The sequence below is a fragment of the Vibrio sp. 10N.261.55.C5 genome (assembly GCF_041470505.1).
In the GTDB taxonomy this organism is placed as follows: domain Bacteria; phylum Pseudomonadota; class Gammaproteobacteria; order Enterobacterales; family Vibrionaceae; genus Vibrio; species Vibrio crassostreae_C.
This window is the reverse complement of record NZ_JBFRMS010000018.1, coordinates 48805-63463: the sequence shown is the minus strand read 5'-3', so window position 1 is coordinate 63463 and position 14659 is coordinate 48805. Positions and strand designations below refer to the sequence as shown.

Annotated in this window: 13 protein-coding genes; 3 read left to right on the top strand and 10 right to left on the bottom strand. The window is 46.8% G+C overall.

What is annotated here, in order from left to right:
• The first annotated feature begins 14 nt into the window (after nucleotides 1-14).
• Together AB4263_RS09075 and AB4263_RS09070 are read left to right on the top strand one after the other, a co-directional pair.
• Nucleotides 15-488: a GrpB family protein gene (locus tag AB4263_RS09075; RefSeq protein WP_017071669.1), complete on the top strand. Its 474-nt coding sequence runs from the start codon at nucleotides 15-17 to the stop codon at nucleotides 486-488.
• A 267-nt stretch (nucleotides 489-755) separates the two neighbouring features.
• Nucleotides 756-1280, top strand: coding sequence for a hypothetical protein (locus tag AB4263_RS09070; RefSeq protein WP_136982328.1), 525 nt, complete (start codon nucleotides 756-758; stop codon nucleotides 1278-1280).
• On the opposite strand, the gene AB4263_RS09065 is transcribed toward AB4263_RS09070, so the two are convergent.
• From AB4263_RS09065 to AB4263_RS09020, 10 genes are all read right to left on the bottom strand, one after another.
• Nucleotides 1277-2158 carry an AEC family transporter gene (locus tag AB4263_RS09065; RefSeq protein ID WP_004732869.1) on the bottom strand — a complete coding sequence of 294 codons (882 nt, stop codon included), beginning with the start codon at nucleotides 2156-2158 and terminating at the stop codon, nucleotides 1277-1279. The two genes, AB4263_RS09070 and AB4263_RS09065, sit on opposite strands and share 4 nt — an antisense overlap.
• A 288-nt stretch (nucleotides 2159-2446) precedes the next feature.
• Nucleotides 2447-3781 (bottom strand): guanine deaminase, encoded by a 1335-nt coding sequence (gene guaD, locus AB4263_RS09060; protein ID WP_372082954.1) that lies wholly within the window; start codon nucleotides 3779-3781, stop codon nucleotides 2447-2449.
• Between the two features lie 59 nt (nucleotides 3782-3840).
• Nucleotides 3841-4722, bottom strand: a complete 882-nt coding sequence (xdhC, locus tag AB4263_RS09055) for a xanthine dehydrogenase accessory protein XdhC (protein WP_102428171.1) — start codon at nucleotides 4720-4722, stop codon at nucleotides 3841-3843.
• A 67-nt stretch (nucleotides 4723-4789) separates the two neighbouring features.
• Nucleotides 4790-7195: a xanthine dehydrogenase molybdopterin binding subunit gene (gene xdhB / locus AB4263_RS09050; protein ID WP_372098095.1), complete on the bottom strand. Its 2406-nt coding sequence runs from the start codon at nucleotides 7193-7195 to the stop codon at nucleotides 4790-4792.
• Nucleotides 7188-8633: a xanthine dehydrogenase small subunit gene (gene xdhA, locus AB4263_RS09045; RefSeq protein WP_050632513.1), complete on the bottom strand. Its 1446-nt coding sequence runs from the start codon at nucleotides 8631-8633 to the stop codon at nucleotides 7188-7190. Before xdhA ends, xdhB begins: the two co-directional genes overlap by 8 nt.
• Nucleotides 8634-9100: 467 nt before the next feature.
• On the bottom strand, nucleotides 9101-9835 hold the full coding sequence (locus AB4263_RS09040) for a GntR family transcriptional regulator (protein ID WP_372098094.1): 735 nt from the start codon (nucleotides 9833-9835) through the stop codon (nucleotides 9101-9103).
• 194 nt (nucleotides 9836-10029) lie between these two features.
• Nucleotides 10030-10716, bottom strand: coding sequence for a DNA-3-methyladenine glycosylase I (locus AB4263_RS09035; RefSeq protein WP_017101307.1), 687 nt, complete (start codon nucleotides 10714-10716; stop codon nucleotides 10030-10032).
• Nucleotides 10717-10799: 83 nt separating this feature from the next.
• Nucleotides 10800-11315, bottom strand: coding sequence for an N-acetyltransferase (locus AB4263_RS09030; RefSeq protein WP_102320853.1), 516 nt, complete (start codon nucleotides 11313-11315; stop codon nucleotides 10800-10802).
• A gap of 42 nt (nucleotides 11316-11357) precedes the next feature.
• A complete protein-coding gene (locus tag AB4263_RS09025) occupies nucleotides 11358-11984 on the bottom strand; it encodes an HD domain-containing protein (protein WP_372098093.1) in 627 nt (208 codons plus the stop codon).
• Between the two features lie 185 nt (nucleotides 11985-12169).
• On the bottom strand, nucleotides 12170-12829 hold the full coding sequence (locus AB4263_RS09020; RefSeq protein ID WP_017064987.1) for an HAD family phosphatase: 660 nt from the start codon (nucleotides 12827-12829) through the stop codon (nucleotides 12170-12172).
• A gap of 411 nt (nucleotides 12830-13240) precedes the next feature.
• On the opposite strand from AB4263_RS09020, the gene AB4263_RS09015 reads away from it, so the two are divergent.
• Nucleotides 13241-14569, top strand: coding sequence for an anaerobic C4-dicarboxylate transporter (locus tag AB4263_RS09015; protein WP_010432780.1), 1329 nt, complete (start codon nucleotides 13241-13243; stop codon nucleotides 14567-14569).
• The last annotated feature ends 90 nt before the right edge of the window (nucleotides 14570-14659 follow it).

Sequence of the window (14659 nt, the reverse complement as noted above, 5' to 3'; positions counted from 1 at the left end):
TGGAGTGAGGATATATGAAATTTTACCCCGCGGAGCAATACCAAGCGGCTTGCTACGAGCTGTTTATCCGATACGAACGTGAAATCAAAAAGCTAATCCCTAACGCGAGAGTTGAGCATGTAGGCGCATCTTCTATTCCATCTGCAGTATCTAAAGGCGACTTGGATATATTCGTCGGTATTGAATCGAGTGAACTTGAGTACGCCATTGAACAACTCACAACACTCGGCTTCAATGAGAAACTCGATACCTTAAGAACGCCGGAACTGTGCATGTTGGAGTCTACATCAGGACATGACGTGGCCTTGCAAGTAGTTGCCAATGGTTCTGAGTTCGAATGTTTTCTAAGGTTTCGTGACAAGCTACGTGCGGATCCGGAATTAGTGGAGCAATACAACACCCTCAAAATGTCTTGTGAAGATTGGTCGCAAGAAGAGTACCGTGAAAAGAAGTCGGCTTTTATCGAGCATGTGTTGGCTTTGAAATAACAACAAGTTTCGATTGGATATTATTCATCCAAATCCTAACTTTTTGTGCTGTTTTTACTTTCCTCTTACACTCTTTTCAAATATCGAACCTAGTATCAAATTTCTCTTTGTTATACAGGCAAGTATCTCATTATGAAGAACTTCTTTGATAGCGAACTCATGCTCTCTAGCTCTTTGAATTTCGTTTTGCTATCGCTTGGGCTAACGCTCATTTTTCATCTTCCTATTTGGTGTGGGTTCAATTTGAGCCGTCGCAAGTGGAAGCTTATGGATTATTTATGGCCGTTCTTGGCGGGTATCGGGATGCTGGGTGCAGTGTCTGAGATTCGTGCGAAAGTAGCGGGTGATTGGGTTGAAACCGAACAAACTAGAGCGGTGGCGATTTTAGAATCGGTTCAGCAGTTTTCTTTGGATAAATTAAGAAGCGACATCTGTACAGGTCAGCCATCTTTGGACTCTCACGGGCAACACCATGAGGCGTGTTTATGGTATTTGAACACGGCGATCACGTTCAAAGATGTCGATTTCACCTTGTTACCCAACGCATCGGATTTTACGGTTCCTGCGCCGAGCGTGTCGCTGGTTGAAAGCGATGCCGTGTGGGTGGATGGTATGCTGAGTCAGTATGAGAAGCAGAAAAACCAATACATAAAAACCAGAGAAGCGCAGGTGAAGCAGCCATTAGAAAGCCTCTTCTGGTATGTGAGTCCTTACTTAGTCTGTTTCGCTATTGCTCTGCGCCTTACTAAAGTGACGGCAGAGCTTAAACTGGATAAGTGCGTAAACAATTAACTCGACATAGACAGCGCGAACGACAGTAAAATAGGCAAGGTAACCACACTTAGGAAGTTGCCGAACAACACCATAGATGCGACTTTAGGCGGCTCGACATTGAACCGTTCAGCGAATAGGTAGTTCATCACGGCGGGTGGCAGCATGGTGAACAGCACCATCATCTGTAGGTGCAACGTAGGCAGCGGAATAAAGAAGTAGATGATGGCAAAGGCGATGGCACCAGTAAACAGCGATTGAGCCGTACACAGCAAGCCAACTTTTAATCCACTTAGCTTCAAGTTCACCATTTGCGAACCCAACGACAACAGCATGATAGGTACGGCTGCTTGGCCGAGTAGTGAGGTGGCTTCGTAGATTGGATTCCATACTGCAATGCCAGACAGGTTGAGCGTCATCGCTAATGCTGCGGCTAAGAATATCGGCATCTTGAGGATCTGTTTGATCGGATTACCTTCGCTTAGTAGCGCTAAACCGACACTAATGTGCACGCATGCCGATACCACAAACAGCAATACCGCAGGGGCTAATGCACTCTCACCAAAGGTATAGGTGAACAGGGGAATGGCCAGGTTGCCACTGTTGCGGAACATGTGTGGCGGCGCCCAAGCTTTGAAGTTGAGCTTAAAGATCTTACAGATTGGTATCATCAATAAAGCGGGCACCAACACCGCGACCAAAGAGGCGGTGATGAGTGGCAGTTGTTCGGTGTCGAGAGGCATGGTGGTCAGCGAGGCAAACACTAGCGCAGGAATACACACATCCATGTTGATGCGATTGATCGGTTTGAAATCGGGCTTGAGCCAACGACCGACCGCAAAGCCAGCACTGGCTAGAGCAAAAACGGGAAACAGAATGCTGACGACCTGTTCGAACATAGAATTCCTTTCTAGATTGGATGCTTCCATTTAGCTGATAAACGAATGTTTTAGAGAGACGCTAAAGTGAAGTATGAAGTCGAGATGTATAAACATTAACCTATCAATATAATGACTTGGCGTCACCGAAGATCGTTGTCTGTGAGCGGTTAATTTATATTTCTTTGAATGAAGCACAAAAAAGACCAGTGGCATTAGCAACTGGTCTTTAAAGGCTAGATAAATCTGGACGGATTTTTAATTAACGACGGCTTGTCGCTGTCTAGCGATTTTTACTCGGTTTTAAGCCTAACTAACGAGCTTCTTGTAATCTTTGAAGTTTACGTCATAGGCCTTTTCGCCATAGATGTAAGTCTCGCTAACGGTTCTGTCGTCACCCAAGCTCATCAATACAAATAGCTTCTCTTCCAGTTTGGTGGCTTGTTCCATTCTAAAGCGCATCAGTTGTGTAGCGTGCAAGTCAAGCACCACGAAATCCGCTTCTTTTCCGACTTCCAAGTTACCAATCTTGTCTTCTAGATGCAGCGAGCGAGCACCGCCTAGTGTTGCCAAGAATAGCGACTTAGCCGGGTGCAGCTTCTTATGTTGTAGCTGCATGATCTTATAGGCTTCACTCATGGTTTGTAGGATTGAGAAGCTAGTGCCTGCGCCGACATCAGTCCCCATACCAACACGAATGCCGTGCTCTTCCATTTCTGGTAATCGGAATAAACCTGAGCCTAAGAACAGGTTAGAGGTCGGGCAGAAAGCAATGGCAGATTCCGTGTCGGCTAGGCGCTTACATTCGCAATCAGACAAGTGAATGCCATGGGCGAAAACCGAACGTTTGTGCAGTAGGCCATAGTGGTCATACACATCCAAATAGCTGTCGCGCTCTGGGAACAGTTCTTTTACCCATTCAATCTCTTTCTCGTTTTCAGAAAGGTGCGTGTGCATATACACATCTGGGTACTCTTCTAGCAATTTACCAACGGTAGCCAATTGTTCTGGTGTACTGGTTGGCGCGAAACGAGGTGTCACGGCATAAAGCAAACGGCTGCGGTTGTGCCATTTCTCAATCAGTTCTTTGGAGTCGGCGTAGCCAGATTCTGGCGTGTCGGTGAGGTAATCAGGCGCATTGCGATCCATCAAAACCTTACCCGCAATCATACGTAGGTTGCGCTTCTCAGCTTCTTCAAAGAAAACGTTAACCGACTCTTTGTGTACCGTGCCGAACACGAGTGCCGTGGTTGTGCCGTTGCTTGCTAGTTCGTCTAGGAATAGCTTCGCCACTTTGTGTGCGTAGACTGGGTTTTTGAAGCGCTTTTCTTCTGGGAAGGTGTAGTTCTCTAACCAATCAAGAAGTTGCTCACCGTAAGACGCGATCATCCCTGTTTGAGGGTAGTGGATGTGCGTATCAATAAAGCCAGAGGTGATCAGCTTGTCTTTGTATTCTTTGACTTCGAGTGTTTTAGGTTGGCGAGCCAATACCTCGTCGACATGGCCCAAGTCGACGACATGGCCGTTCTCAACCACTAAAACACCGTCTTCAAAATAGTCGTAAGACTCATCGATGCCGACGTCTTTTGGGTCGGCGACGCTGTGTAAAATACTGGCGCGATAAGCTTTGCGTTGCGTTGTCATGTTTACTTCCTTTTAATGACTTCAGCGACGTTATGGCCACTGAAGCTTTGCGACTTGTGTTAGGCGATCTTCTCTTCCAATGGTGGTTCGCCTACGTCGCTTGGTTGACTGTGTTGATCGGTCAAACCCTGATTTCGATATTGTTTGGTTGGGCGCTTTTGTTCAAGCGCTTGGCCTTGATAGTGTGCGATCAGTTCACCCGCAACCGATACCGCAATTTCGGCAGGATGTTTGCCATTCACGGCGCTAATGCCAATCGGGCAAAGCATGGTTTCGATTTGTTCTTGGCTGTAGCCGCGCTGCTCTAAGCGGAAGTCGAACTTCTTACGCTTGGTAAGCGAGCCGATCATGCCAAAGTAACGGCTGTCTTCACGGTCAATAATGGCTTTGGTTAGGTCAAAATCGAGCTGGTGGTTGTGGGTCATCACAAGGTAATAACTGTTTGGTTGCATGTGTTTCACTTCACCGACTGGGTCGTCTGAGACAAGCTTTTTAACACCGTGTGGCAGCGTTTCAGGGAACACTTCTTCACGTTCATCAATCCAGGTCACACGGAAGGGCAGAGTCGCGACAATGTGCAGCAGCGCTTTGGCAACGTGCCCAGCGCCAAACAGCACAAGGTGATTCTGCTGAGTGCCAATCGGTTCAAAGCTTAATGTTGCCATTCCGCCACAACACTGGCCCAAACGAGCGCCTAGGTTAAAACGTTCCACTTTGAGCGACTTTTCACTGGCAATCAGCATTTCACGCGCCATTTTGGTGGCCACATGTTCAAGGTGACCACCACCAATCGTAGCGATGATTCGGTCACGAGTGACAAGCATCTTGGTACCCGCATCACGTGGCACTGAGCCTCTGTCTTCAAGCACTGTCACCATGACACATGGTTCGTAGCTCTCTTCCAGCTTTGCCAGTTCGTGAATCCAATTATCCTTAAACATATGTCCTCCTAAATCCCTTCTGTGCTTCCTAAGCTGTTTATTACGCCCTATGCCATATCTGTCAGCTCTAAGCCGTTTCTGATTGAGCATCGACCGAAGTCGGGGCTGTTTCAGAGACTTCCTGAATCGCCATCAAAATACGCTCTGGCGTTGCTGGTGTGTTGAGCTTAGGAATCGCTCCATCAACGGCCACGTAGCTAATCGCATCTTTCAATGCACTCCATACCGACATACCCAACATGAAAGGTGGCTCACCCACGGCTTTCGAGTTGAATACTGTGTCTTCTGGGTTGCTGCGGTTTTCCAAAAGGTGCGTTCTGAAATCAATTGGCATATCAGCAATCGCAGGGATTTTGTAGCTTGCAGGGCCGTTGGTCATTAAGCGGCCTTGCTGGTTCCACACCAACTCTTCCGTTGTTAACCAACCGACACCTTGTACAAAGCCACCTTCGACTTGGCCGATATCAATCGCCGGGTTCAATGAAGCGCCTACGTCATGCAGAATATCGACACGCAGAATCTTGTTCTCGCCAGTCAGGGTATCGATGATGACTTCTGAACAAGAAGCACCATAGGCGTAGTAGTAGAACGGACGACCACGCGCCTTCTCGTGATCGTAATAGATCTTCGGAGTGCGATAGAAGCCAGTGCTTGATAGCGAGATTTGGTTGAACCAAGCCAGTTCAACAAATGAGTTGAAGGTCATGATCTCATCGCGGATCTGCACCATGCCGTTTTTAAACACCACTTCTTCAGGCCACACTTTGAAGTGCGAAGAAGCGAAGTCGATCAGGCGCTGCTTAATGGTTATTGCGGCGTTTTGCGCGGCCTTACCGTTGAGGTCGGCGCCCGATGAGGCTGCGGTTGGTGATGTGTTCGGAACTTTGTCTGTGTTTGTAGCGGTGATCTGGATACGTTCGACATCGACTTGGAACTCCTGTGCAACGATTTGTGCCACTTTGATGTTCAAGCCTTGCCCCATTTCCGTACCACCGTGATTCAAATGAATACTGCCATCGGTGTAGATATGGATGAGCGCACCTGCTTGGTTCAAGAAAGTCGCAGTAAACGAGATGCCGAATTTCACTGGTGTGATAGCAAGGCCTTTCTTCAAGATAGGGCTCTGCCTGTTGAACTCAGCGATTTCTTTACGACGTGCGTGATAGTCACTGCTGCGTTCAAGCTGTTCGGTTATCTCAGGTAAAAAGTTGTCTTCAACGGTTTGGTAGTAATGGGTCACATTACGGCCTTCTTCGCCGTAGTAGTTCGCTTTACGTACTTCCAAAGGATCTTTTTTCAGGTAACGCGCAATCTCGTCCATGATGTGTTCAATCGTCATCATGCCTTGCGGGCCACCAAAGCCACGGTAAGCGGTGTTCGATGCGGTATTGGTTTTGCATCGATGACCGACCACAGTTGCATCGCCTAGATAATAAGCGTTGTCTGAGTGGAACATCGCGCGGTCGACAATAGAACTTGATAAGTCTGGTGAGTAACCACAGTTACCTGTAACGGTAATGTCGGCACCTTGAATCACACCGTTGTCGTCAAAACCGACTGTATATTGATTGTAGAACGGGTGGCGTTTACCGGTTTGCTGCATGTCTTCATTACGCAGCAGACGCATTTTGGTCGGTCGGCCTGTAAGGTGGGCAATCACCGCAGCCATACAGGCTGGAGAGGCTGCTTGAGTCTCTTTACCACCGAAACCACCACCCATACGACGCATATCAATCACGACTTTGTGCATCGGCACGCCAATCACTTCCGCAACCAGCTTTTGAACTTCGGTCGGGTTCTGTGTAGAGGTGTAGACGATCATGCCGCCGTCTTCGGTTGGCATTACACTACTGATTTGCGTTTCTAGGTAGAAGTGTTCTTGGCCACCGATCTCTAGGTCACCAGAGATCACGTGTTTCGCTTTTTTCAGTGCTGCTTTTGAGTCTCCACGCTGTTGAGTGTGGCTTTCTGTTACGAAGTGCTCTTTTGCCAGCGCTTCTTTCACATCAAGAATGGCTGGTAGCTCTTCGTATTCAATAACGGCTGCGTGCGCGGCTTTGCGTGCGGTTTCTAGATCGTTAGCTGCCACAGCAATCACAGGTTGGCCGTAGTATTCTACTTTGCCATCGGCAAGCAGTGGGTCGCCCGGTAGGATTGCACCAATGTCCAATTCACCTGGTACGTCTTTGGCTTTAATGGCAATCGCCACGCCTTCAAATTCGTAACACGGTGATAAATCTATATTGGTAATGTTCGCGTGTGCTTGAGTGCTCAGGCGTGCGTAGACGTGCAGCTGATTTGGGAACTCTAGGCGGTCGTCAATGTATACCGCTTCGCCCGTGACTTGCTTGGCTGCACTGTCGTGTTTTACGCTTTTACCTACGCCAGTTTTTAGGTCTTGTTTTGCAATGGTAACCATCTCTTCGTGGGTCATCGCATTGCTCTTGTGAACAGAGGAATTTGATTTAGACATAAGACGTTACCCTTGTTTCGATTTGGTTGTTTTTGTTCTGCTGTTCAATGAAGTAACGACGCAACATATTGGCTGCCGACAATGAACGGTATTCTTGGCTGGCACGGAAATCAGATAGCGGCTCAAAGTCGTTATACAGTTCCTGCATCGCTAACTTAATATTAGCGTCTGTCCATGGTTTGCCTAATAACGTATTTTCACAACGCGCCGCGCGCTTAGGTGTTGCAGCCATACCGCCGAAAGCGATACGAGCGTAAGAAACCTTGCCGTCTTCGATTTGAATATCAAACGCACCACACACCGCAGAGATGTCGTCGTCTAAACGTTTAGACAGTTTGTAAGCTCGGAAGCTGTCGTTAGTTGGCTTAGGAATGATGATCTGTTCAATGAACTCACTCTCTTTTTGCGCCGTCACTTTGTAGCTGATGAAGTAATCTTCAATCGGCATGGTGCGTGACTCGTCACCGCAACGAAGTTTGATCTTTGCGTTAAGGGCAATCAGCAGAGGAGGGGTGTCACCGATAGGCGAAGCATTCGCTACATTACCGCCGATGGTGCCTTGGTTACGCACTTGCAGTGAAGCAAAGCGATGCAGCAGTTCACCAAAATCTGGGTAGTGTTTTTTCAATAGTGAGTAAGAATCACTGATAGGCAGGTTGGCACCAATGATTAGATCGGTGTCGGTCTCTTCACATACCTTCATGTCTTCAACAAGGTTCACGCTGATCAGTGTTTCAATCTCACGATGGAATTGCGTCACTTCCAGCGCTAAATCCGTACCGCCAGCAACCAGCTTAGCGTTCGGGTGGGCTTGAAAAAGCTTGGCCAACTCATCGGTGCTTTTTGGGGAAAAAGCGGTGAGGTGACCAAGGCGTAAGTTGGCCTCAGTGTCTTGAATGCTTTCTAGCTTCTTGATGGTGTTGCGTTCAAGTTCAGCAAATTGGTCGATCAAAGGTTGGTCTGTTGAAAGTGACATCGCAGCATCAACAATTGGTCGGTAGCCTGTACAACGACATAGGTTACCCGCCAGTGATTCCATGACGTCTTCTTTGCTCGCATCGGGTTTGTTTTTGCCTAGCGCAAACATCGACATGATGAAGCCCGGCGTGCAGTAACCACACTGTGAACCGTGAAAATCAACCACCGCTTTTTGCACTGGGTGCAATGAGCGATCTCGATTTTGCAGATCTTCTACTGTGATCAGTTGCTTGCCATGCAGCGCTGAAACGAACGTAAGGCAAGAGTTCACCGAGCGGTATTGCAGCTGTCCATCAACCACCTCACCCAGAACTACCGTACATGCACCACAGTCACCCGACCCACAACCTTCTTTGGTACCGGTTTTATTAACCTTGGTACGAAGGTAGTTGAGCACTGTCATATTTGGCGACAGATTATCTTCGCGTCTTATTTCCTGATTGAGCAAAAAAGTAATCAAGAGACCTCCTTGTAAATCGACATATTTCCATGTGTATTCTTTTTGACTTCTAGGTCAATAATTATCCATCCTGACCCTGCGGTCAACTATTTATTTACAAAAATGCAACAAAGATGGCTTGTCGTGAATTGTATACAATTTAATTTTGGTCATAGTCGTCTGTTTTATAAGGGTTTGGATTGAGATTGAACAGTTTTATGGTGTGAATGAATGGATAGCTATGTATACAAGATAAAGACAAGATTTATGGCACTGTTGGGAGTGATTCTGTAGAGGCTAAGATCGTTGTTGAGGCTAGAATAGACAGTGTTTTAGATGGATGTGAGTCGATCGTCGTATTTATTTTTAGGGGAGAGGGCATAAAAAAGAGAAGTAAACACGAAGGCTTACTTCTCTCCAATTTTGTTAACGAAAAGCTGTTAACAAAAAGTTGTTAACAGATGGTTATCAATCGTTTGTTGAATCGTCTATGACTTACTCTTAAGCAGATCTGAGAACACGACATGCAGATCACTAGAAGCTGTGCTGCTGTCTAGGTTGAGCTTCGAACGAATATGGCTTAGGTGTTCTTGCATCAACTCTACGGCTTGTTGTTCATTGCCTGACTCTATCGCATCCAGTAAGCCTGAGTGTTCGTCTAGAGAACAGTTCGAGTGGTTGCCCGTTTCGTACTGAGCGATCAGCAGTGAAGTTTGCGATACCAAGCTGCGTTGGAAAGCCAGCAGTGGCGCGTTCTCTGCCATTTCAGCCAATTTGATGTGGAACTCACCAGACAAACGTAGGCCAGAGCCGTAATCGCCTTGGTCGAAAGCACAGTTCTCTTTCGCGACTAATTTTCTGCATTCTTCTATTTGAGCTTTGGTTGCGTTTTTCACCGCCAGCTCAGTGATAGCAATTTCCATCACTTCACGTGCTTTAAAGATTTGTTTGGCTTCGTCAACCGTTGGCGCAGCAATCACGGCTCCTCGGTTAGGACGGATCACCACAACTTGTTCTAAGGAGAGGCGCAGCAAGGCACGGCGGATAATAGTACGGCTAACGCCAAAGATTTCTGCTAGTGCTTCTTCGCTTAATTTGGTGGCTGGTGGCAGCCTTTGTTCTAGTATCGCGTCGAAGATATGGCAGTAAACAACATCGTCTTGAGTCTGGCCTGTTACTTTTGTTTTTACACCTTTGGAGACAGAATTTTTGAGAGCTGTCATAGAGATAAGGGCCCTTGTTTAGTCGAGTTGGGTTGGTCGAGAATAATTCATGAGTGTTACTCTATATTGTATACATTTATCTATACAATGCCACTGGATGAAAGTGCGATGCACGCTTATTTGTTAATGACTTATAACATTTAGTTTGCAGGGAACTGTGTGCAATCTTGAGCTTTAAGTCATTCGCCCTAAAACTAGACGCGATTATCGCCGCAGCTGTACGCCACGATCTGGCTGATTTCGCTCAGGCTACGACCTGACTGTTGCTGCCATTCGTTGAAAGCCTTACTCGCCGCGACTTGTGCTCGCTTGGTGTTACGACCGCTATCCACCACATCGGTACTGCGCAAATGCGCTTCAACGTCCGATGACAAGATGAAGGTATCTTTGCCCATTTGGCGTAAGGTGTAAGCGCCAGTGTTACCGCCCAGTCGCTTGCCGTGTTTCTTCAGATAATCCCAAAGTTCGGTGATGCGTTCTGATGGCCAGTCGGCAACCATTTGCGAGAACGAATCGGCCTCACGCTTGGCGTTGTGAATCATGGTGGCATTGGCAGGGATGGTCATCACCTTAGTAAGGTGACGAATAATACGCGGGTCTTGTGCTTTCTGTTCCCACATCTCGTTCGGCAGCATCAGCATTTTTTCGATATTGAATTCAAAGAACACTTCTTCAAATTGCGGCCACTTCTTTCTCACCACATTCCATGAAATACCACACTGGAATACCTTTTCGGTAAAGGCAGCGAGCCAACGATCGTCGGTGATTTGCGATAACTCGGCTTGGGAAAGGGGTGCACGAACAATTTTTTCGAGTTCGGCCGCTCCGCCTTTGCGGTGAGCTGCACGTTGGTAAATAGTATCGAATTTTTCTTGGGTCATGAAGGTTCCAAATTACATCTGTGTATCTTGAGTATGTAGCCAATGCTTAATGATATGGGGTCAAATCTAGTAATTAAAACGAACTAGCTAAGCTTTAATTCCATTTGATATAGAGGCCAGGTTTTGCCATTGAATTCTTTGAACTTGGGTTCTTTGTCGACCACTTGAAAGCCAGCTTTGTCGTAGCAACGTTTTGCTCCGATATTCTGCTGAAATACCGCCAAGCTGATGGTGGTGACATCAGGGATTTGTTTCGCAGCGTCTAATGCACTTTCTATCATGGATTGCCCAAACCCTTTGCCTCGTTGGTTTGGGTGAATGGCCACTCGGCAGAATCGAAGTTCACTGTCTGACATACGTTGAAACTCCATAAACCCGATCAGTTCTGAGTTATTGCCGTTCGAATTCAGTTCAGAGAGAGCACTAGACTCAGAGAAGGTATATAGCTCAACTTGAGGCTCTTGAGAGCGTTCGATGATGGAGGCGGCTTCTAACGGCCAACCAAAGGTTCGTCCGCCCCACAGTACATAGTCTTCGAGTGATGTGAACCAAGTGACGATCTCATTGGCATCGGAGGCTTTAAAGCGGTTTATTTCCATATCCTTGTCTCTTCCTTATCGCGTGTCTCTTTTTCTAAACCGCTAAACTTCCGTGCCCAACTGCTCAAGAAAGCCACGCATGTAATCGGTGCGCTTGTTGGCTTCTAACTTGGCTGATTCTGTATTCATGGTTTCTGCTAGCTTAAACAGCTTCACGTAGAAGTGGTCGACGCTGTAATGCTTGTCATCCAAGTCACGATGTTCAGCGAACGGGTCTTCGTGGTTATACAGCTCGGCGTTAAAGCTCTGACCCACATACAAACAGCGTGCAATGCCAATCGCACCGAGAGAGTCTAGGCGATCAGCATCTTGGACGATTTGAGCTTCCAAGGTTTCTGGAGTGATGTTGGCGCTGTAACTGTGAGTGACAATCGCATGATGGATCTCGTCGAGATAAGACGCGGGATACTCGATAGATTTGAGGAAAGAGATCGCCTTGTCTGCTGCCATTTGTGAGCTTTGGGCTCTGTCTGGGTGATTCTTGGGAAAGGTGAAACAATCATGAAGGTAAGCGGCGGGCAGCACGACTTCAAGCTTAGCTTGTTCTTGAGCACACAAAGCCTTGGCGGTTTTGACTACGCGCTTAATATGGCTGATATCGTGCGCTGCATCTTGTGTCATCTCTTGCTGTGCAAAATCAAGCAGTTGGCTTTCAAATTTTTCTATCACGCGTCCCTTTCTCCATTATCAATATTGCTTCTCGATTTCCATCGTTTCACATCGACTGTAACAGTTTCTAGCGCGATTTTTTATCTTTTATAAAAGGAATACCAACAAAAAAACCGACTCAGTGAGTCGGCTTAATAGAAAGGTTATTCTGTGTTGATTAAAGCGCTATTAACGGTAATCAGAGCTTATGCAGTGGCTTGTTGAAGCTGCGCTAACACATGATGCAGTGACGGGCTGATCGTGTGACCAAGCGCTTTAACTTCTTCGCAAGGCTCAACCAAATCTGGAATTTGGAAGCTGATCATGTTCGCTGCCATTGATGCACGAATACCGTTGTTTGAGTCTTCAAACGCTAGGCAGGTTTCAGGTGCAACACCTAAGCGTTCTGCCGCGAGTAAGTAGATTTCTGGGTGAGGTTTGCCGTGAGTCACTTCGCAGCCTGTGCTTAATGAAGTGAAGTACGAATCTAGGCCAGCTAGCTCAAGCTTCTTCTTTGCGATATCAAGCTGAGTGGAGGTCGCCACCGCGATTGGAATGTCATTCGATTTTAGCCATTCAAGAAGCTCAATCACGCCATCTTTTACTGGGATTGCTTGGTTTTTAACAATTGCACTGTAGCGCGTGCGCCATTCATTATTCAGCGCTGGGTAATCTAACCCTTCACCGTAACCATTTCGAAAAATCTGTTCGATGGTTTTTGCGTTACAACCAATGATGCCTAGGTAGACATCTTGCAAAAACGGAACACCTTGCGCGTGACATGCTTCTTCAAAAACCTGCATACAAAGTCGCTCGGTGTCGAGCAGCAGCCCATCCATATCAAAAATAGCAGCTTGAAAATTCATATCCGTGGTTCTTAATGTGTTGTCATCGTGAGGGCGGGTATTTTGACATAGTGTCTAGTGATAGGCGAGTCAACGTTCAGTAAGAATATATCCAATCGGCTCGGCAATATGCTTCTGCATGACTTTAAATGTGATTGGTTGTGGTTGAAATAATATCGTTCAGTTATGAGCCTTGTGTTTTATAGGCCATCCAGATCTAACAGAAACAATTATGATTATTCCACATAACAAATCTAGCTTGTGCGTCTGGCTTCTTATTACATTTCATAAACTTACAGGTCTGTTTACGTGACCATAATCTTATAAAAAACAATTACCGGGAGCCTGCAATCATAGTGTGACCAAGCAATAAGTAAATGGCTGAGCTTAGGGAGAAAATAACATTAGTCCACATTTTTAGCAGGGTTGCTTATGTTGTATTTTGAGTTTCTATTTTTATTAGTCGTCCTTTATATCGGATCTCGGTATGGCGGTATTGGCTTAGGTGTTGTTTCTGGTATTGGTTTGGTTATCGAGGTGTTTGTCTTCAAGATGCCACCAACGTCTCCACCTGTCACCGTGATGCTGATCATCCTCGCCGTTGTTACTTGTGCTTCGATTCTCGAAGCGGCAGGTGGTTTGAAATACATGCTGCAAGTGGCGGAAAGGGTGCTTAGAAAGAACCCGAAACGCGTTACCCTGATAGCTCCGTTCGTGACTTACTCGATGACTTTCTTATTGGGTACTGGCCACGCGGTTTACTCCATCATGCCGATCATTGGCGATGTTGCACTGAAGAACGGTATTCGTCCTGAGCGTCCAATGGCGGCAGCGTCAGTTGCGTCTCAACTAGCTATTACCGCATCTCCAATTTCAGCCGCTGTGGTGTACTACCTCGCGCAGCTTTCTGATATTCAACACTCTATTACACTGCTTTCCATTTTGATGGTGACGGTGCCTGCAACGCTGTTTGGTACGTTTTTGCTTTCTTTGTACAGCCTGAAACGCGGCAAAGAACTGAACGACGATCCTGAATACCAAGCTCGTCTAAAAGATCCTGAGTGGAAAAAGCGTATCGAAAGCACCACGGCGACGTCTTTGGATGAAGTGCTTCCAACTTCGGCTCGTAATGCGGTATTGATTTTCCTATTGTCGATTGTCGTGATTGTTATCGTGGCGATGGTGCCTGAAATCAGAACCATCGTTGACGGAGACAAGCCAATCAAGATGTCGGTGATCATCCAAATGATGATGCTCTGCTTCGGCGGTATCATCTTGCTGGCGACCAAAACTGACCCACGTGATGTGCCAAACGGCGTGGTATTCAAATCGGGTATGGTGGCGGCGATTGCTATCTTCGGTATCGCTTGGATGTCGGATACCTACTTCCAATACGCAATGCCTCAGTTCAAGTCTGGCATCGTGGAAATGGTGACCAACTACCCATGGACGTTCGCACTAGCGCTATTCATCGTATCGGTTGTGGTGAACTCGCAAGCCGCTACTGCACGTATGATGCTGCCTGTTGGGCTTGGATTAGGACTAGACCCAGCCCTGCTTATCGGCTTGATGCCAGCGGTTTACGGCTACTTCTTCATCCCGAACTACCCATCAGATATCGCAACGGTGAACTTCGATGTCTCTGGCACCACCAAGATTGGTAAGTGGTACTTCAACCATTCATTCATGTCGGTTGGTTTAATCGGTGTAGTAGGCGCATGTTGCTTAGGCTACGCACTGGCACAGATTTTTATCGCTTAATGTATTAGCTTTCTTTGAGATAGCTAAGACAACAAACAAAAACAGCGCCTGAATTGGCGCTGTTTTTGTTTAATCTGTCTTGGGGATTCG